Genomic DNA, 18,254 nt, shown 5'->3' with positions numbered 1-18,254 from the left:
AAGTGAATAAAAAATACAGATTAGTTTAAAGTATTGGTGAAGCATTATGAAAAACATCACAAAATGGCTTTTGGGTTTAGCGATTGTTCCTGCAAGTTTGGTATTGACATCTAGCCATACTAAAGCCAGTCAGCTTGCTGGTGAGTGGTTCTTTGGTCTCTGGGATTGTAATATTGACGGTAGACCAGCCCAAATGCAGTGGAAAGTAGTCGATGATCCACAAACTAGTTGTAGTGGTGATGTTTGTTCTACTACTTCTGCTGTCCGTCTCGTGGGGCAGTTTAGTGATAATGGTAGTGCGTGGGTTCCTCTAGGAAAACGTTTCTCCAGCACTAAAAGACAGGATTTAGGTATTCGTTATTTAGGTGTAGAACAAGATAACTGGTATCTCAAATACAACAGTCTTACTAAAATCGCGGATGGTTGGACGACATGGCGGGGTAAGCGCTACCCACTACAATGTCGTAATCGCAGATAAACATTTGCCAAATTATGTATCGCTAACTTTGAGAACTAAACACGCCAGCACCACATTTTATTAACTTAGATAGGCTAGTACTTTAGTTAGTCTTAGCCTGCTGCCACAGAGTATCAACAGTTACAAACTTATAACCTTGTTGTAGCAGTTGCGGAATGAGAATTTGGATTGTGGCAGCAACATCTTTTCCACCGCAAGCACCATCATGCAAGACAATCAGCGAACCATTTTTGACCTGCTGCATAATTCGCTCTACCACAGTGGTGATACCTGGTCTTACCCAATCTTCTGGTACAACGCTCCACATAACTGAGCGGTAATTCCACTGAGAAAACAATTTTAAAGTAGCAGGTGTAAATAAACCATTGGGGGGACGGACATCTCGTACTTGTTCAGGTTGTAGGTTGCAGGCATTGTAGATGGCAATTTGGGTTTTTTCTAAACTGCCCTTCAATTCATTCAGGGAAAGCATGGGAAAAGAACGATGATCGTAGCCATGCAATCCGATCCAGTGGCCGCGATCGCTAACAGCTTTGGCGATCGCTGGTGAACGGTTGACGCAAACACCCAACCAAAAAAAACTAGCTGTAATGTTGTAGCGATCCAATACTGCCAAAACTTCTGGTGTGTATTGCGGATGGGGCCCATCATCGAATGTGAGTGCGATCGCTTTAGTATAGGGATTTCCACCCCAAAGGCAATTGGGAAAACTCGGTTGGAGAATGCGATAGAAAATCGGGAATAGAGGAGCTAGCTGCATTTGCGTTTCTCTGCTGCTGACAACTTTTTGTAGGTGTTGCTTGCGAAACTGCGATAGGCGATCGCACCGCATACATACAATGTCTCAATATTCTAGCCAAATTATCAGAACACAAAACTTCGTGCTTAGAACTCGAAACCCTAAGCAATATCAAGCGATGGGCATGAACTTGCTAGTCGCTTTGTAACAAAATCTGTAACAGCATTACTATTTGAGCTAGCACTCGTCTAGATTGATGAGAAATCTACGCGTAATCCCGGAATCAAAGGATTAATGTTGCTCAAAGATATACGAGATTATCAAATTCTATTTCTCGGCTTGTTCCTAGTATTGGGAATCGGTACAAGAGATTGGACGCTGCGACCAGAGTTAATTGGGGTAGCGATCGCCACAAGTCTAGCAACCCAATGGATATTGTCATTACTTACTGGCAAAGAACAAATGGCAAATCTTCGCAGTGCTTTAATTACCTCTCTAGGACTGGGACTGCTATTGCGGGCTGATTGCTGGACGACAATGGCAATCGCCGCAGCAATTGCGATCGCAAGCAAATTTATCTTCAAAGTCGGCGATAAGCATTTCTTTAATCCCACCAATTTTGGCATCATATCTGCCTTAATTTTGACCCCCGATGCTTGGGTTTCGCCGGGACAATGGGGTGAAGAGTGGTGGTATGGGCTATTATTTGCCGGCACTGGCGGCATGATTTTGCAGCGCGTTGGTCGTTGGGACACCACAGCAGCTTTTTTGGGTTCCTACTCCTTACTAGAGGCGATTCGCAATCTCTGGCTGGGTTGGACTTGGGATGTTTACTGGCATCGATTGATGAGTGGGTCTTTGCTGCTGTTCGCCCTATTTATGATTACAGATCCGCGATCGATCCCCAATTCCCGAATTGGGCGGGTAGTTTGGGCAATCTGCATCGCCGGATTAACTTTTATCCTGCGGAATTATTTCTTTATTTCCACAGCAGTTTTCTGGGCACTGTTTGCCCTTGCACCATTGACCATCCTGTTAGATGTTTTGTGGTTAGCCCCAAGGTTTGCTTGGCAAGAGAAAGATGAGGAAGCAGGGGTAGAACTCCTAACTCCTAACTCCTAACTCTAGCCCCTTCAACGTCGATAACAACTGTTTAACAACAAATTCCTCTTTAAGCTCTTTACTCTGTGTTCTCTGCGTCTCTGTGGTTAGAAAAATTATTTTTAAACCGCAGAGGCACAGAGAAGCCAGTGCGTTGGGCGGGTTCCCCGACTTGTAGCAACTGGCGTAGCGCAGAGAGAAAAAAGAGATTTTACCAGTCACCTTGAAAGGGCTACTGCTAACTCCTAACTCAGCACTAAAAAAGATAGAGGTATAAAATAATGAAGTTTTTTCGAATTTTAACGCCATTATTGTTGGCAATCGTAGCTGTTTTCTGCTTTGCACCAGCAGCTTGGGCATTTTGTGGATTTTATGTAGCTAAAGCTGATACAAAACTGTATAACAAAGCTTCTCAGGTGGTGATAGCACGAGATGGCGATCGCACCGTCCTAACAATGGCAAACGATTTTCAAGGCGAAGTTAAAGATTTTGCAATGGTAGTACCGGTGCCAACAGTGCTGCAAAAAGAGCAAGTTCGCGTTACGGAACCCAAGATTATCGAACGCTTAGATGCTTTTAGTGCGCCGCGATTGGTTGAATATTTCGATCCAGATCCTTGTGCCCCAGTTTATCCCCAGAAGTTATCAGCAGCACCAGCGCCAGCAGCAAGAATGGAGGCGGGGAATGCAAGGGACGATGCTAGTTTGGGTGTAACAGTCGAAGCACGTTTCAACGTCGGCGAATACGACATCGTGATCCTTAGTGCTAAAGAATCTGGCGGACTAGAAACTTGGCTCCAACGCAGTGGCTACAAAATTCCTAGAGGTGCGAAACAGTTACTAAAACCCTATATCCGCTCCTCAATGAAATTCTTTGTTGCCAAAGTCAACTTAAATAAATTCGAGAAATCTGGCTACCAGTTCCTTCGTCCGCTACAAATTTCCTACCAGTCACCCAAGTTCATGCTGCCAATTCGTTTAGGCATGATCAATGCCACGACAGAGCAGGATTTGATTGTCTACATCCTCTCGCCCCAAGGACAGGCAGAAATCACTAACTACCGGACGGTGAAAATCCCCTCAGACACAAACGTTCCCTTATTTGTCAAAGATGAATTTGGTGATTTCTACAAATCAATGTTTCAAACTGCCTACACCAAAGAAAACAAGAAAGTTGGTTTTTTAGAATACGCTTGGAATATGGGTAGTTGCGATCCCTGTTCTGCCGAGCCTCTAACCCCAGATGAGCTTAAGCAAGCAGGCGTATTTTGGCTAGATAACAATTCTCCAAGTGATGTGCCAGTATCGCCAAGGTTTCGTCCTCCCTTTCCTAGAAGTGATGTCTTCATCTCCCGATTGCATGTCCGCTACACCCGCGACAAATTCCCTGAAGACTTGATATTCCAACAAACTGCTAACAGTGAATTTTTCCAAGGGCGTTATGTTTTACAACATCCGTTCCAAGGAGAACTCAAATGTCAGGCGGGTAGAGAGTATAAGCGGTCTTTGCCCAAGCGTTTTGAACAAGAGGCCCAAACTCTGGCTAAACTCACAAATTGGAAGATCCAAGACATTCGCAACAAGATGAAACTGAGTGTTGGTAATCTGACATATTCTTGGTGGGAAAATTTATTTTCTTGGCTGGGATTATATTGAGGCGACTGAGGTTTGGGGAAGAAGCAAGGGGGCAGGGGAGACAAGGGGACAAGGGGACAAGAGGTGAGAACTTGAAACCAGTCTTTCCCCTTGTCCCCAATTCTCCTTGTCCCCAAGTCCTCTTGCCAATTCCCAATTCCCAATATCTTGATGAAAGGTAATTTTTTGTGGCGTTGTTATACGCAATACTAAGATATTCTTGCTTTCTGCCTCAAGATTGTCATGGTTCAATTCGATGAACAGCTACGCCGCTTAGTTACCGAAGCCTGTGGACACCCACTTGGAAGTCCTCAGCGTCAGAAGCTGCTCACGCAAATTATTCGCTTGACAGCAAATAGACTCTGGAGGGAAGGTACTCCCTACTATCAAGATGCACTACAACAAACTTGGTTGTATTTCTGCCGCAATGTTTGTGATGGCTTGACTGGTCAAATCTATGACCCCAACTATGGGAGTATCATTACCTGGCTAAATGCTTACCTAAAACGTAGACTACAAGACTTTTACATTAACCAGAACCGGGAACAAGCCACCACAGTGCCTCTTCGGGTTCGTCAGTCTACATCGGGTGGAACAAGTGAAACAATCGATCCTGTAGATAATCTCCCCGCTAGCCCCCAAGCACCTCCCATTTTGGAAGACTTGGAAACATGGGCTCAGACCGATTCTGATGGAGAACTGCGCCGTACTTCTATTAAAGGACGACCAGATGTGAATTGTCAGGTGTTAATTCTTAAACGCCTGCCTCCTGAAGTTAGCTGGAAAGAATTATCTGAGGAGTTTAGCTTGTCAATTCCAACGTTAAGCAGTTTTTATCAGCGCCAGTGTATACCACGTTTGCGTAAATTCGCTGAATCGGAGGGATTGTTTTAAATAAGGAAAAAGGAGAGCCAGTTCCTTGCAAACTTTTCCAAAGATAAAAAGACCTCTCCCTGGTTTGACTAACCAAAATCTATCTTTCTCCAAGTCGGAGAGGGACAGACTTTAATCAAGTTCAAGACAGTGAGAGGTTAGTATTAATTGTTGATAGATAAAACCCAATCCCCTAAAAGTTGATTTACTCTATCGGGTACTTCATCATGAGGACAATGACCGGCTGTTAAAAAGTGTTCCCTGAGTTCAGGATAATATTGACGAAATTTTTGAGAACGTTCTCTAGCATTCATCCAAGGGTCAGCTTCTCCCCACAACATTAATAGAGGACAAGTTAATTGCTTTAGTAGCACATCAACTTTTTCCCCTTGAGGAGTGCTAAAGACTGAAACAAACACATCCAACGCACCAGGATCGTAAGCAGGGCGAGAAATTTCTTCTATTAGTTGGTCTGTAATGGCACTCTTGTCAAGATAAACTTTTTCTAGAGTTTGGCGAATTACCCAACGTTGTCGCACGTACTGAAATAACAAAAACTGGGCTAAAGGTTGTTGAAAAATCCACTTAGTGCCGTCACCAAGAAGTTTTTGCAAATTGGCCGATTGTTTGGGAGCCTGAATTTCTGATTGTAAAGCTTCAGGCTCAGATGTAGGCTGCCTTTCGCTAAAAGGCCCGGCGCTATTGAGCAAAACTAAACCAGCAGCACTGTCAGGACGTTGTGCTGCAACACACAAGCCAGCGTAGCCACCAAGGGAATTACCCGCTAATACTGCTTTTTGACCAATTACTTCACTGATAAAATCATGGAGTTGGTCGCGCCACAAGTCGCCACTGTACTGCAATTTTGGTTTTGCCGATCGCCCAAATCCTAAAAGATCGATCGCAAATACTTCAAAATCTTGACACAATCCGGTGATATTCTTGCGCCAGTGGTCTGTGGAAGCACCAAATCCATGTACCAAAAGCAACGGCGGACGTTGCGCTTGCTTCTCTCCCGCACGCACATAGTAAACGTTGTGCCCGCGCCACTGCCAATATTTACCAGAAATTGGGGTTGTAGAGGGGGCTGTAGTTGCCTGCATGATTCAAAGAATTGTTAAGTAGCTTTAATAATTGTAGTGTAGAGCAGAGGCTTAGCTTTTGACTTTTGACTCTTGAGCCTTCACCGAAGAAAAAAAAGGATACAAGTTACTAAAATTATTTATGGGGATTGTAATTTTGAAAGTGCTGCTACTATATGGCATAAATATATAAATCTAGCTATTCAAAAATAATAAATGCTTTCAAATTACTTCTTAAGAAAGATGATTTAAATTTCCAAATCTATCTTAAGGCAAATAGGATAAAACTCAAGTTAGACGATAAAATATCTGAACAAATAAAAATCACCTTACTAAAAGTAAATATATGTTAGGTATACTTTGGGGTATTGTTGTTGTACTGGTTGCTTTTTGGGCATTAGGATTAGTACTTCATATTGCTGGAAATTTAATTCATGCAGTATTACTTATAGCTATTGCGCTTGCCATTTACAATTTTTTCAAAGCCCGTGATGTGTGAGAATTGGGTAAATATGTAGTGATAATAAAGACTGGAATCCTTGCGTTATAAGAATTGAGCAGGGAAAAATCACTACTGATTTATTGACAAATGGCAAATGACAAATTGATTACGGGTAAAACCAAACTGCTAGGGGTAATTGGACATCCGGTGGAACATTCGCTGTCGCCAGCAATGCATAATGCTGCGTTAGCGCAGCTCGTCGTTGGCGAAGCCTCTCGTAGAGAAGACATCGCTAATTTAGGATTAGATTATGTTTATCTTCCCTTTCCCATAGCACCAGAGAATTTAGAAGTAGCGATCGCAGGCTTTGCCGCTATTGGTGTTGTCGGCTTTAGTGTTACAATCCCCCACAAACAGGCAATCATGCCCCTGCTCTCAGAAATTACCCCTCTAGCTCAAATGATAGGGGCTGTGAATACGGTTAGTCGCCAAAATAACCAATGGGTGGGGACAAACACAGATATAGAAGGATTTATCGCCCCTTTGCAGACAACCTACAAGCAAGATTGGAGTCAGAAGGTAGCGGTAATTTTAGGTAATGGTGGCGCAGCCAGGGCAGTTGTAGCAGGTTGTCACCAACTAGGTTTTGCGAAAATTCATGTTGTTGGACGGAATGTGCAGAGATTACAAGAATTCCGCGATAGTTGGAGCAATTCACCTATAAGTGAAAATTTGCAAGTTCACCAATGGGAAGAACTTTCAAAGCTAATTCCCCAAGCTAATCTGCTGGTAAACACAACCCCCATAGGGATGTATCCCAAAGTTGACGAGTCGCCTTTGAGTGGAGAAGAAATAGCGAATTTACCAACAGGTGCGATCGCTTACGATTTAATATATATCCCTAAACCGACGCAATTTCTAGAGCAAGCTGAAAAACAAGGTGCAATTGCGATCGATGGCTTAGAAATGCTAGTCCAGCAAGGGGTAGCAGCATTAAAAATTTGGTTGCAGCAGGAAAATATACCTGTAGAAGTGATGCGCCAAGCTTTGCAAAAGCATTTGGGCTTAGGTTGATGGAGAAATAATTTTCTTGAGCTAGATTGCTTTTAGCGATAACTTTTTAAAATGCGTAAGTAGCTCTTAAAGTGTGTCTATAAACCTTGTTTGTACGAGGTTTATAGACACACCAATAGGTGGTAAAAAATAAGTGGTTGTATAGTCCACGTCTGTGGGCTACCCTTTTCATGAGGGAGACGCTGCGCTAACGGTAACGCCAAGGGCGAATGTTTGTGTAGCCGCGATATTCCATTCGCCGGGGCTAATTTATTTGCTTTGCAGTCATTATTAACGCATTCCAATTTATGTTTCCCAAACCCCAAATAGTTTTATCATGGCTTGTATTCTTACTAAGTTTTGCAAGCCTATTTCTTAGTTCTTGGATTCTTCTTCCGGCTCCAAATATGTCTTTACTCACGCTAGCGGTGGGAGCGCCAGAAGTCAGTCCTTGGTTATTGTTATTAAATTTATTCTCTTTATTGCTTTCTTTTTTCTGCATCCGTCGCTATAAAATACGGCGTTTAGCTTCTATTTTCAATTCAATAGGATTGCTACTTTGTGCATGGGTGCTGGCGAATATCCCACTAACTCAAATGCAGATGGATAAAGCAATGAAACAAGGATTGGGAACGTACTATCTAGAGCAAATTCCAGTCCAAGTAAGGGCTAAAATGCAAACCCATCCCTTTGATTTAGTTAATTCCTTTCGGGGTATTGCATTAGGTAAAATCCGTTATCAAAAAGATATTCTTTTTGCTTCTCCTGCGGGAGTTCCTTTAAAAATGGAAGTTTACCAACCACCACAGGTAGGGAAATATCCAGCAGTGGTAGTAATTTATGGTGGAGCTTGGCAATATGGAAACCCTCATGCCAATTCTGAGTTTAATCAATATATCGCTCATCAAGGATATACAGTATTTGCGATCGACTATCGACACGCACCTAAATATCAGTTTCCATCTCAGTTAGATGATGTGCGTACAGCCTTAAATTTTATTCGCAAAAATGCAGCAAGTTATGAAGCCGATCCAGAACGTATGGTACTTATAGGACGTTCTGCGGGAGCGCACCTAGCAATGCTAGCGGCTTATCAGCCAGATGCACCGCCCATTCTTGCTGTAATTAACTATTACGGGCCTGTTAACTTGCCTGAAGGATACAAAACGCCACCAGTTCCCGATCCTATCAACACCCGCGCTGTTTTAAAAGCATTTCTCGGTGGTTCATTAGAAGAATTACCTAATCAGTATAAAATTGCTTCACCCATAAATTACTTGACGCACCCTTTACCACCAACTTTATTAATTTACGGCAGTCGTGACCATTTGGTGGAAGCGCGATTTGGCAGGCAGATGTACGAAAGTTTACATAACTCTGGTAATACTGCGGTTTTTCTACAAATTCCTTGGGCAGAACACGCTTTTGATGCAGTTTTCAACGGTGTGAGCAATCAATTAGCGTTGTATCATACCGAGAGGTTTTTGGCTTGGGCGTTGTTTAAGCAATAATTTTATTAACATAGAGCAGCAGTCAGAGCATAAAGACTCATTCACGAGTATCAAAGACTCATCAACAGAGTTCTGAGGTGGATGAACGAGTATTAAAGGTGGATGAATGGAGTTCTAAGCCTCATTAATGAAGTTCAAAGGCTCAATTAGGGACTTCCAAATTAAAAAACATTCAAAAATCTCATACAACAATCCTCTCTCTTCTCCATCTCTCTGTGCCCTCTGCGCCTCTGTGGTTCGTTTTCTTGGATAATTTATTTCTTGGAAATCCCTTAAATTTAATCAGTACTCAGCACCCTACTATTTTTGCGGCCAACGCCAGTTATAGCGATTCCATTCGTAGATTCCTTGAATTTCATACTCAGCGCCGTTGAAGAAGCGGACGACGCAGTTAGTAGAGGAATCATCACCGTTGCTAATTTCCTCGACCTTAATCACCATACAAGGAAACCATTCGCGCTTACAAGGCCCATCTTTTTGCACCCATTCCCATAGTGCATTGGAAACTTCAATGCGATCGCCTACTCTTAACTTTAGTGCATCCTCAAAATAAGAATACTTATCAAAATGGCATGACTCAACCCGATTCAGCCACTGCAAACCATAGCGTTCCCGGATAAATTGTACTGTTCCAGAGTCATTTTCTAGCAGCCAGTCATTAAGTAATTGCACTTTCCAAGTGCGGTTGCGCTGTTCTTCATCTTTAACAAACTGTAAAAATGCTTCTAACTCCTCTGGCGTAAGTTCGTCTAAAGGATTAGCAATATCTGATGCCCTAGAGATAGAATTTCCCTGAATTTGCTCGACCACTTGCAGTAAAATCTGTTTCTGCGTGTCAGTGAGAGGACAGCTTGCTGCATCACAATCATTAAAGGCTGCGAGCATAGATGCTTCAATCTCATCTGGTGTCATAAGTTAATCGCAATTGAGGGTTTATTTCCCTAATTATTACTTTTTCTAGAGTGTGTAGGGGAGTTTTGATAACTCCTATGCGGATATCACAAGAATCCTACCTCTGATAACAGTGGGTACAAAAGGTTAAATTAAAGTCTTCAATCCTGTTGTAGTTAAATTCAGGTAAGCTGAGGTTATAAGTTACATATTTTTGGATTAAGTAACGGGGTCTTGTATGCGGTTGCGGTCACTCACGGTCGTTTTTATTTCCTGTCTCATCGCCTTGCTATCGTGGGTGATTACTCCCCCTGCTATAGCCTTGACACAGATTAAATTATTTGATGTTTCTTATAAAGATTGTCCACCAGAACTGGCACAAGGGGCTGTTATCAGTAGTGGTAGCGCGGCTGCCAATTGTTTTATTGTCATTGGCAAAGCAGAAAATGGCACTAATAAAACAGTCTACGACGCAGATATTTTTGGACGCATCTATGATGCCAACAATGACTCAGTGATGCAAAACCGCACTCGATTAGGTTCTATTACTGAAGTACCGCCAGGGATTAGCGATTTTCAACTGAGAATTACTGTACCAGCAAATCAACCGACTCCGTTGAAGCTGAAGCAGTTTAAGGCTGCTGGATTTAGTGGTCAAGTGCGTAGGTAAGGCATTTAATTTGCATAACTAATCCCCACCCCACAAGAAATTTATTTTTGGCGAATACAAATTAAAAGATTTTTAGCTTACCAATTTTAGATTTGAGATTTTAGGAGACGATGCGTTAGTCCGCACAAGAAGAGGTTTTCCAGTCAGTATTTTAGACGCAATAAAAATTGTAGAGACGCAAATTTTAATTTGCGTCTCTACAAAAGTTTTTATTGGGGTAGCAATCAAAATCCTTGCGCGAATGGCAAACGAGCTAAGGTTCTCAGAAGATCGCCAGCTAAGTTGAGTGCTAAGAAAGCTAAGATCGGAGAAAAATCCATGCCGCCCAATGGGGGAATAATTGAGCGGAATAGATTCAAATAAGGATCGCTAATCTGGGCTAAAGCGGCAAATGGCTGGTTATACCAGTTGATTGTCGGGAACCAGGTCAACAAAACCCGGATAATTAGCAAATAGCTATAAAAGGTGACAAAGGTAACTAGTGTCGTAATCAGTAAACTCATAGATGGCTTGGTTTCCTACTAAGTGTCAAACGCGGTCTTGTCTTTCTAATTTTAATTTAGTCTATGTCATGGAGTTTGCAGATGTGCTACTCCACACCAGACATTTTCACCACGCCGGAACTAATTTCAGGAGTCTTTAGTGAGGGTGCGATCCTTGTTGGCTTGGGGTGAATCGCCATTTACATTTCCTAGCTGCTTTCGCACATCATCAATTGTGGCATTTAGCTGGGCAATTTTATCTTCTAGCGATCGCCTAGCTGTTTCTATGCCGATGCTCTCACTCTCTGAGGCTTTCATCTGACGGCGCTTTGCTGCTATTTTCTTCGCTTCAACTTGGCTATCCGTCAGTTCTACCTCGTCGTCTGCTAGCAATTCTGGATTGCGTCGAGAAGCAATCAGTGCGCCGATAACACCGCCAAATACGCCACCGACAAAGGCCCCTGCTAAAAAACCACTGCTAAAACCATCTCGTTGACTCATATCTTTACCGCCTTCAACAAACCTTGCAACTTTTACAGTAGTTATGCTATCTTTATCTGCCCTAGCTGCATACTAGCTTAAGTCCCAAATGTGCGATCGCCTGCATCTCCTAATCCCGGTACAATAAACCCCTTACTGTTGAGTTTTTCGTCAATAGTAGCGGTGTAAACAATTAAACCTGGATAAGCTTCACTCAGTTTTTGCAAAGCTGGTGGAGCCGCCACTACGCAAACAATCCGGGTCAGGGAAGGATCGGCACCCCGTTGTGTTAATTCTGCCATTGTAGCCATGATCGACCCTCCTGTTGCCAACATAGGATCGGTAATTAACACTCGTGTTTGGGGGTCAAATTTTTCTGGCAACTTGTTCAGATAACAATGAGGTTGCAGTGTTTCTTCATCTCGCGCCAAGCCAAGATGGTAAACCGATGCTAAAGGTAATAAAGTCTGCGCTCCTTCGAGTAATCCTAGTCCAGCTCGCAGAATCGGTACTACTGCTACTGGTATTTGCGGATCGATCACAGTTGCTGGACAGGTATCCAAAGGAGTCTGTACTGCTGTTTCTTGGGTCGGCAACCAGTCTCGCGCAGCTTCATAAGTCAGCCATCTTCCCAACTCAGTCATGGCGCTGCGAAATAATACTGAAGGCGTGCCTGCATCACGGGCGACTGCCAGCCAGTGTTTGATCAGGGGATGGGGTGGAACATAAACGCGCAATTGTAGCGTCATAGCCAGAAATAGGCGACTTTTTATTGTACAAGAACTGAAACACCATAATACTCTTTCCTGCATCCGGCTGACAGCTAAAATTAATACTCTCCAATTTATTGAGAAACTATTTCATTAGTAGTTGACATCTATTCTCAATCAAAGCTATATTATTATCCAGTGTTCTCCTCTCTTTTAAGGATCGGCAGACGGGATTAGCCAGCAGTAGCAGGCTCGTCCCTCTTTTTTTTGATTTGTCATTTGTCATTAGTCCTTGGTCATTAGTCATTAGTTAAATTAAATATTCATTGACTCTAGATAAAGGACAAATACTTCTCTACGAGAGGCTACGCGTTAGCGGAGCTTTCGCTTTAGCGATACGCTCAGTACAAATGACAAAGGACAAAGGACAAATGACAAATGACAAATGACGCAATCGTGATTGGGTCTGGTATTGGTGGGTTAGTAACAGCGACCCAACTAGCCGCTAAGGGGGCGAAAGTGTTGGTGCTGGAACGTTATTTGATTCCAGGCGGTAGCGCAGGTTATTTTGAACGCCAAGGCTATCGATTTGATGTTGGCGCATCGATGATTTTTGGGTTGGGACAAAACGGCACTACAAACTTGCTTACCCGCGCTTTGGCAGCTGTGAACGTTAGCCAAGATGCGATCGCAGATCCGGTGCAAATTCACTATCACCTACCCCAAGGCTTAGACCTGAAGGTTGACCGGGTTTATGAAAAATTTTTGCAAAATCTTATTGCTCATTTTCCCCATGAAGAAAAAGGGATTCGTCGCTTTTATGACGAATGCCAAAAAGTATTCAAGTGTCTCAACAGCATGGATTTACTGTCGTTGGAAGAACCCCGGTATTTACTGCGGGTATTTTTCCAGCATCCTTTGGCGTGTCTCGGTTTAGTTAAGTATCTGCCCCAAAATGCTGGGGATTTTGCCAGACGCTACATCAAAGATCCCGAACTACTAAAATTTATCGATATGGAATGTTATTGCTGGTCGGTGGTTCCGTCAGACATGACACCCATGATTAATGCTGGGATGGTCTTTTCTGACAGGCATTATGGCGGAGTTAACTATCCTAAAGGCGGAGTAGGACAAATTGCTCAAAAACTGGTGGAAGGTCTAGAGAAAGCTGGGGGTAAGATTCAGTACCAAGCTAGAGTCACGAAAATCCTCACAGAAAAGGGAAAAGCGGTAGGTGTGCAACTCGCGAATGGTAAAGCATATCGGGGTAAACGCATAGTTTCTAATGCCACACGCTGGGATACGTTTGAGCAACTACTACCAGCAGAAGAAATACCGCTTAATGAGAAAAAATGGCAGCAAAATTATCAAAAATCTCCCAGCTTCTTGAGTTTACATATAGGGGTAAAAGAGTCAGTTTTACCTGCGGGGACAGAGTGCCACCATATTTTGCTGGAAGGTTGGGAAAAGATGACAGCAGTGGAAGGGACAATTTTTGTTTCGATTCCCACATTGCTTGACCCAGATTTAGCGCCAAGTGGATATCACATCATTCATGCCTTCACGCCTCACTGGATTGATGATTGGCAAGAACTTTCTCCAAGCGAGTACGAAGCGAAGAAAGAAGAGGCGGCTGGGCGAATTATTGACCGCCTAGAGAAGATTTTTCCTGGCTTAGATGCTGGATTGGATTATCTAGAGGTAGGCACACCCCGCACCCATCGCCGCTTTTTGGGTCGTCAGGATGGCACTTATGGGCCAATTCCCAGGCGTAAGTTGCGGGGGTTATTGAAGATGCCCTTTAATCGCACAGCCATTCCAGGACTTTATTGTGTTGGGGATAGTACCTTTCCTGGTCAGGGATTGAATGCAGTAGCTTTTTCTGGGTTTGCTTGCGCGCACCGGATTGCTGTAGATTTAGGATTTTAATGCGATCGCAGCACCTGACTACTCAACTAAGAAAATTAAATATTAACCCAGACGAGTTAGTTTAATTATTTTGCTACCTACCTTTAGATAGATAGGGTTTACCCTATACGACTGCTCGTCAAAAATCGCTTGCTAGTCATGAAAAATAAAACTTTGATATCCGAAAAATCTAAGACGCATCTTTGATTTATTTTGTCAATATGTAATCTCTAGTATCAGCGAATAAATTAGCAAGGCCTTCTCAGGGCTTAATATATATTCATGCTTTCAGTAGATGCCGTTATGACTTGATAAATGTGACTATGTATATGTTCTCGAACAATAAATAGTTGCTTTGTTGTTAAGATAAAAAATCAAATTTTATCTGACTATAGTAACTTTGGTTTTTAGCCAATTGTTTGATGTTTTGAGAAGGTAACACAATGAATAAAATCCTAAAACGCACACTTCTACCCAGCCTCATGGCTGCAAGTTTAGCTGGTGTAACTTTGGTTCCTGCTAAACCGGCTGCTGCTGATGACCAAGTACTACGAGATGCAGGTATTGGGGCTGTTACCAATGTCGTCACCGGAGCCGTTAGGGGAAATGGTAGTGTATTAGGCAATGCTGTCAAAGGTGGTGTGACTGGTGCAGCTGTCAATGGTGCAAATGGTCTAAGAAACACTCGCAATCGCCATCACCGGAATATTGGTCAAGATGTTGGAGTCGGTGCAGGTGCTAGCGCAGTGACTGGCGTAGTTACTGGCGATAGCAGAGATACCCTTGGGAATGCTGTTGATGGTGCAGCTGTAGGTGCAGCAATCCATCTACTGACCAATGGCAAATAATTCGTAAATTCATCAGCGAAAATACTTCCCAATTGTTAACAGGTTTCACTTGTAAACACTACGAATTTATTCCTCCCCTAATTCTTCTCCTTTAAGGATGATCAAAGACAACCCCCTTTCCCTAGTAGGGAAAGGGGGTTGGTGGGTTAGATTGATATTTGGGATATACGCCACCGTAACATTTAGATGACGTTATACTTAATACTAAACTCTAGCCCTTCAACGCTTTTCTAAAGTTTCGACGATAGGATTGATTCGTAATAAACAAAGCTGGCCATAGCAAGGATAAACCAATGCGATTGCTCAAAGTTTGATTAAAATTAGTCCGTCCAAATCCATTCCAAAACTTCCAAACGCCACCTCCATAAACCCCTATCAAGCCAATAACAATTAAAGTACCCATTCCTATCAACTCCGTTAGTAACTGACAGAATTTAAGTTAAGTTTTACCACACTAGGTAAGCACTTCATCAGCAACGCCGAGAAGGTATGACAAAACTCCCCAGTTTTTACATCTAAGTCAGTTAAACACACCTTCTCTGATTCCAGTGTAGAATAGCCCCATGCCTTGCAGCTAGTTGGAAGCTTATGTCTTGCACTTCGTTAGAACCTTTGAGCTAAATGCACAAAGTCGTATTTGTGGCTAAAAGCTTGCTGTAGTGATAAAAAAGTATAAATTATAATGCTAAAAATTAAGCTTAGACAACACAAAAACCTCATCTAATTTTAGATGTTGTGGGAGCGATCGCTCCCACAAACCCATATAAACCTTATCTATGTTGAAACCTAGAGTTTTTTAAAAGATATCTTTATGTAGTAGTGCGGCAAGCCTAAAATATTGGGTTCAAACAATCTAGAAAATCCAACAACAAAAAAATATTCTCTGATGACTAAACCCAACAAATTAAGCTTGCCGCGCTAGTAGGTTAGGTGGAGTGAAACGCAACCCAACATTACCAGCTTATTTATGTTGGGTTACGCTATCGCTGTACCCAACCTTGTATCTTAGAAACAGTAGTAGACGGTCCCAACCTTGGTTAAATAAGACCGCTTTTAGCGCAGCGTTCCTCAGTTGCGCCAACGTTCACCGTCCCAGTTTTTTGTTAACGATCGCTTGACTTTTAAGACAGTCGCTACAAAACTACGGTTCTCAAGGTAGACGAGGTTTATAACAAAGAATTCCTTTCCACATTCAGCAGAACAGATGTAGGACTGGAGAAGAAGGGAGGGAGCAGGGAGCAAGGGAGCAGGGGGACTTGGGGACAAGGGGACAAGGGGACAAGAGGTGAGAACTTGAAACAAGTCTTTCCCCTTGTCCCCAATTCTCCTTGTCCCCTTGTCCTCTTGTCCTCTTGCCCATCCCCAATTCCCAATGCCCAATGCCCCATACTTGATACCCAAACTCAACAATTAACCACAAAAATTAGCAACAATTCAGTGGTGCAAGCGTTACATTTGAGAGAAATCTATATTGCTCCATCGGCTTGGAGAGTGGTGTTCCAATGAATACTTCTGCTTCTTTTCAGGGTGGCTCGTCTCCCTTTGATTTTTTTAACTTTGATCTTAGAGTACCTGTATCTGAGAAAGTTCCGAACCCAGAATACCGTCCCTTAGACTTTCCCCAACCCACACAAGATGCTGACTTACTCAGGCAGTTATCATTTATTCCAGGGTTGAAAGAAATTTTGATGATCCGACAGGTTCACGCCTTAGAACACGCCACTGTTTGGGTTCTTAGTGATTCACAAAGTGGCCAACCTGCTAAAGGAAAAGCTACTAACGTTCAGCCAGATAACGAACTATTAGGTGGTTTGTCTACTGAGCATGGATTTTACCTTTATGGTGAAGTAAATATTAGTGATTTGCGCCGTGCGGTAGCACTTGCTCGACATCGCCTCACCAATGGAGAATGGGATTTAGCTGTACATCCCCGTTGCGGCACAAATTTATCGGTAGCAATGCTCTTAACAGCTGGACTAGCTGTTGGTGTACATCTGTTACTACCATTTCGACCAATCGAGCAACTTATAGGTTTGGGGCTAGCAGCGACGACAGCAGCTGAACTCGCACCTGATTTAGGTTTTATGGCCCAGCGTTACTTAACAACTGCCATTCCTTTTAATCTAGCAATTGAAAATATTACCCGTACACGCGACGTTTGGGGACGTGATGCACATTTTGTTAAAGTGGGTTGGCAAGAATGAGAGGGAGCAGGGGAGCAGGGGACAAGGGGACAAGGGGACAAGAGGTGAGAACTTGAAACAAGTCTTTCCCCTTGTCCCCAATTCTCCTTGTCCCCAAGTCCTCTTCCCAATTCCCAATTCCCTAATAAAATTATGAGAAAACTTTACTTCTTACTCCCCGGTACAGATGGCAAATTTGCTTGTGGTGGTCTTTGGGCTGAGTTAAAAGCACTTAATCTGGCTCAGAATTTCTGTAGTGCTGATGTTGTAACTTACCGTCAGCGAGAAAAAGATAAGCTTTTTATTGATGATTTACTAAAAGAGAAAAATTTAAGTGATGTAATTTTTGTCATCAGTTGGGGATTTGATATAGCTCAACTCGTGGCTAAACTTAAGCAATACAATGTGGTTTATCATGCACATAGTCCAGGTTATCCATTTAGACTACCTGCGAGTATTCCGATTGTTACTGTTAGCCGCTATACAATGGGGTATTGGGGAGAAAAATCACCTAATTCTCTGATTTATTATTTACCCAACCAAATTTCTGATGAGTTTCAAAATTTAGGTCTAGAACGGGATATTGATGTTTTAGTCCAGGCTCGAAAATCTTCTGAGTATTTAATTAAAGAATTGATTCCAGCGTTGCAAAAACGTTGTAAAGTATTGGTTGTTGATTCATATATAGAGGATTTACCTGGACTATTTAACCGAGCTAAGGTTTACCTCTATGATTCGGCTGAGTACTGGGCACAACAGGGCGTTAGTGAAGGATTTGGTCTACAACCAATGGAAGCTCTTGCCTGTGGCTGTCAGGTATTTTCTAGTGTTAACGGAGGACTGGCAGATTACTTAGATCCTGGATTTAATTGCTATAAAATTGCTGGATATTCTCAAGAATATGATGTGCAACGTATTCTGAAAGTGATTGATTCTTCAGCAACTTTTAGTTTATCTGAAGATTTTTTCACTGAGCATCGGACTGAAAATATTATTAAGCGTTTCCAAGTTATTCTAGATGAGTTAAATGAGTTTTTTGATCACAAGATCCAACAGCCATCTAATATTAAGAGTTTGACGAGAATACGTATGGCAAAATTACTCGCTCAGAGGATATATGGGAAGCTGAGGAAGAAATATTTTAAGTAATAGAAACGCACCGCAGAGGC

Annotated in this window: 19 protein-coding genes; 12 read left to right on the top strand and 7 right to left on the bottom strand. The window is 42.6% G+C overall.

The annotated features are described in order from the left end of the window. The first annotated feature begins 46 nt into the window (after positions 1-46). Positions 47-478, top strand: a complete 432-nt coding sequence (locus tag GJB62_RS19095; RefSeq protein ID WP_114082900.1) for a DUF6006 family protein — start codon at positions 47-49, stop codon at positions 476-478. Between the two features lie 82 nt (positions 479-560). Here GJB62_RS19095 and GJB62_RS19090 read toward each other — a convergent pair whose 3' ends face one another. Further along, positions 561-1,238, bottom strand: coding sequence for a polysaccharide deacetylase family protein (locus tag GJB62_RS19090; RefSeq protein ID WP_114082999.1), 678 nt, complete (start codon positions 1,236-1,238; stop codon positions 561-563). 273 nt (positions 1,239-1,511) lie between these two features. On the opposite strand from GJB62_RS19090, the gene GJB62_RS19085 reads away from it, so the two are divergent. From GJB62_RS19085 to GJB62_RS19075, 3 genes are all read left to right on the top strand, one after another. Then, entirely contained in the window at positions 1,512-2,339 is an 828-nt protein-coding gene (locus GJB62_RS19085) for an RnfABCDGE type electron transport complex subunit D (RefSeq protein WP_114082899.1), read from the top strand. 260 nt (positions 2,340-2,599) lie between these two features. After that, positions 2,600-3,973, top strand: coding sequence for a DUF2330 domain-containing protein (locus tag GJB62_RS19080; RefSeq protein WP_114082897.1), 1,374 nt, complete (start codon positions 2,600-2,602; stop codon positions 3,971-3,973). Positions 3,974-4,195: 222 nt separating this feature from the next. Continuing rightward, positions 4,196-4,846: a sigma-70 family RNA polymerase sigma factor gene (locus tag GJB62_RS19075; RefSeq protein WP_159402534.1), complete on the top strand. Its 651-nt coding sequence runs from the start codon at positions 4,196-4,198 to the stop codon at positions 4,844-4,846. A 143-nt stretch (positions 4,847-4,989) separates the two neighbouring features. Here the strand turns inward: GJB62_RS19075 and GJB62_RS19070 are convergent, their stop codons facing one another. Then, the gene (locus GJB62_RS19070; RefSeq protein WP_114082895.1) at positions 4,990-5,928 is read right to left on the bottom strand and encodes an alpha/beta fold hydrolase; all 939 of its coding nucleotides are present in this window, start codon (positions 5,926-5,928) and stop codon (positions 4,990-4,992) included. A 325-nt stretch (positions 5,929-6,253) separates the two neighbouring features. Between GJB62_RS19070 and GJB62_RS19065 the strand changes: the two genes are divergently transcribed. From GJB62_RS19065 to GJB62_RS19055, 3 genes are all read left to right on the top strand, one after another. Continuing rightward, positions 6,254-6,406, top strand: coding sequence for a lmo0937 family membrane protein (locus tag GJB62_RS19065; protein WP_012410576.1), 153 nt, complete (start codon positions 6,254-6,256; stop codon positions 6,404-6,406). 90 nt (positions 6,407-6,496) lie between these two features. After that, on the top strand, positions 6,497-7,423 hold the full coding sequence (locus GJB62_RS19060; RefSeq protein ID WP_114082894.1) for a shikimate dehydrogenase: 927 nt from the start codon (positions 6,497-6,499) through the stop codon (positions 7,421-7,423). Positions 7,424-7,710: 287 nt separating this feature from the next. Next, positions 7,711-8,913, top strand: coding sequence for an alpha/beta hydrolase (locus tag GJB62_RS19055; protein WP_114082893.1), 1,203 nt, complete (start codon positions 7,711-7,713; stop codon positions 8,911-8,913). Positions 8,914-9,213: 300 nt separating this feature from the next. On the opposite strand, the gene GJB62_RS19050 is transcribed toward GJB62_RS19055, so the two are convergent. After that, positions 9,214-9,825 carry a hypothetical protein gene (locus GJB62_RS19050; protein WP_114082892.1) on the bottom strand — a complete coding sequence of 204 codons (612 nt, stop codon included), beginning with the start codon at positions 9,823-9,825 and terminating at the stop codon, positions 9,214-9,216. Positions 9,826-10,042: 217 nt separating this feature from the next. Here GJB62_RS19050 and GJB62_RS19045 point away from each other — a divergent pair, with 217 nt between their 5' ends. Further along, positions 10,043-10,474: a hypothetical protein gene (locus GJB62_RS19045; protein WP_012410571.1), complete on the top strand. Its 432-nt coding sequence runs from the start codon at positions 10,043-10,045 to the stop codon at positions 10,472-10,474. A gap of 224 nt (positions 10,475-10,698) precedes the next feature. On the opposite strand, the gene GJB62_RS19040 is transcribed toward GJB62_RS19045, so the two are convergent. The 3 genes from GJB62_RS19040 to upp form a co-directional block, all read right to left on the bottom strand. Beyond that, a complete protein-coding gene (locus GJB62_RS19040; protein WP_012410570.1) occupies positions 10,699-10,977 on the bottom strand; it encodes a YggT family protein in 279 nt (92 codons plus the stop codon). A 126-nt stretch (positions 10,978-11,103) separates the two neighbouring features. Beyond that, on the bottom strand, positions 11,104-11,457 hold the full coding sequence (locus tag GJB62_RS19035; RefSeq protein ID WP_114082891.1) for a hypothetical protein: 354 nt from the start codon (positions 11,455-11,457) through the stop codon (positions 11,104-11,106). A gap of 77 nt (positions 11,458-11,534) precedes the next feature. Beyond that, complete coding sequence (gene upp, locus GJB62_RS19030) at positions 11,535-12,185, bottom strand: uracil phosphoribosyltransferase (RefSeq protein ID WP_041566344.1); 651 nt, start codon at positions 12,183-12,185, stop codon at positions 11,535-11,537. 399 nt (positions 12,186-12,584) lie between these two features. Here upp and crtH point away from each other — a divergent pair, with 399 nt between their 5' ends. Both crtH and GJB62_RS19020 read left to right on the top strand, forming a co-directional pair. After that, positions 12,585-14,075, top strand: a complete 1,491-nt coding sequence (gene crtH, locus GJB62_RS19025; protein ID WP_114082890.1) for a carotenoid isomerase — start codon at positions 12,585-12,587, stop codon at positions 14,073-14,075. 422 nt (positions 14,076-14,497) lie between these two features. After that, the gene (locus GJB62_RS19020; RefSeq protein ID WP_114082889.1) at positions 14,498-14,902 is read left to right on the top strand and encodes a hypothetical protein; all 405 of its coding nucleotides are present in this window, start codon (positions 14,498-14,500) and stop codon (positions 14,900-14,902) included. A gap of 211 nt (positions 14,903-15,113) precedes the next feature. Here GJB62_RS19020 and GJB62_RS19015 read toward each other — a convergent pair whose 3' ends face one another. Then, on the bottom strand, positions 15,114-15,305 hold the full coding sequence (locus tag GJB62_RS19015; protein WP_114082888.1) for a hypothetical protein: 192 nt from the start codon (positions 15,303-15,305) through the stop codon (positions 15,114-15,116). 1,099 nt (positions 15,306-16,404) lie between these two features. Between GJB62_RS19015 and GJB62_RS19010 the strand changes: the two genes are divergently transcribed. Both GJB62_RS19010 and GJB62_RS19005 read left to right on the top strand, forming a co-directional pair. Beyond that, positions 16,405-17,106, top strand: coding sequence for a DUF6391 domain-containing protein (locus tag GJB62_RS19010; RefSeq protein ID WP_114082887.1), 702 nt, complete (start codon positions 16,405-16,407; stop codon positions 17,104-17,106). Positions 17,107-17,238: 132 nt separating this feature from the next. After that, positions 17,239-18,234, top strand: a complete 996-nt coding sequence (locus GJB62_RS19005) for a glycosyltransferase (protein ID WP_114082886.1) — start codon at positions 17,239-17,241, stop codon at positions 18,232-18,234. Positions 18,235-18,254 lie beyond the last annotated feature (20 nt).

Source organism: Nostoc sp. ATCC 53789 (assembly GCF_009873495.1).
Lineage (GTDB): Bacteria > Cyanobacteriota > Cyanobacteriia > Cyanobacteriales > Nostocaceae > Nostoc > Nostoc muscorum_A.
Note: the sequence above shows the minus strand (reverse complement) of the source record. Positions and strands in the feature narration are given on the sequence as shown.

Coding starts and splice junctions, on each gene's coding strand:
- GJB62_RS19095 (WP_114082900.1), top strand. CDS start 47: ATGAAAAACATCACAAAATGGCTTTTGGGTTTAGCGATTGTTCCTGCA.
- GJB62_RS19075 (WP_159402534.1), top strand. CDS start 4,196: ATGGTTCAATTCGATGAACAGCTACGCCGCTTAGTTACCGAAGCCTGT.
- GJB62_RS19015 (WP_114082888.1), bottom strand. CDS start 15,305: ATGGGTACTTTAATTGTTATTGGCTTGATAGGGGTTTATGGAGGTGGC.
- GJB62_RS19070 (WP_114082895.1), bottom strand. CDS start 5,928: ATGCAGGCAACTACAGCCCCCTCTACAACCCCAATTTCTGGTAAATAT.
- GJB62_RS19060 (WP_114082894.1), top strand. CDS start 6,497: ATGGCAAATGACAAATTGATTACGGGTAAAACCAAACTGCTAGGGGTA.
- GJB62_RS19035 (WP_114082891.1), bottom strand. CDS start 11,457: ATGAGTCAACGAGATGGTTTTAGCAGTGGTTTTTTAGCAGGGGCCTTT.
- GJB62_RS19050 (WP_114082892.1), bottom strand. CDS start 9,825: ATGACACCAGATGAGATTGAAGCATCTATGCTCGCAGCCTTTAATGAT.
- GJB62_RS19085 (WP_114082899.1), top strand. CDS start 1,512: ATGTTGCTCAAAGATATACGAGATTATCAAATTCTATTTCTCGGCTTG.
- GJB62_RS19040 (WP_012410570.1), bottom strand. CDS start 10,977: ATGAGTTTACTGATTACGACACTAGTTACCTTTGTCACCTTTTATAGC.
- GJB62_RS19010 (WP_114082887.1), top strand. CDS start 16,405: ATGAATACTTCTGCTTCTTTTCAGGGTGGCTCGTCTCCCTTTGATTTT.
- GJB62_RS19055 (WP_114082893.1), top strand. CDS start 7,711: ATGTTTCCCAAACCCCAAATAGTTTTATCATGGCTTGTATTCTTACTA.
- GJB62_RS19045 (WP_012410571.1), top strand. CDS start 10,043: ATGCGGTTGCGGTCACTCACGGTCGTTTTTATTTCCTGTCTCATCGCC.
- GJB62_RS19065 (WP_012410576.1), top strand. CDS start 6,254: ATGTTAGGTATACTTTGGGGTATTGTTGTTGTACTGGTTGCTTTTTGG.
- GJB62_RS19005 (WP_114082886.1), top strand. CDS start 17,239: ATGAGAAAACTTTACTTCTTACTCCCCGGTACAGATGGCAAATTTGCT.
- GJB62_RS19080 (WP_114082897.1), top strand. CDS start 2,600: ATGAAGTTTTTTCGAATTTTAACGCCATTATTGTTGGCAATCGTAGCT.
- GJB62_RS19020 (WP_114082889.1), top strand. CDS start 14,498: ATGAATAAAATCCTAAAACGCACACTTCTACCCAGCCTCATGGCTGCA.
- crtH (WP_114082890.1), top strand. CDS start 12,585: ATGACAAATGACGCAATCGTGATTGGGTCTGGTATTGGTGGGTTAGTA.
- upp (WP_041566344.1), bottom strand. CDS start 12,185: ATGACGCTACAATTGCGCGTTTATGTTCCACCCCATCCCCTGATCAAA.
- GJB62_RS19090 (WP_114082999.1), bottom strand. CDS start 1,238: ATGCAGCTAGCTCCTCTATTCCCGATTTTCTATCGCATTCTCCAACCG.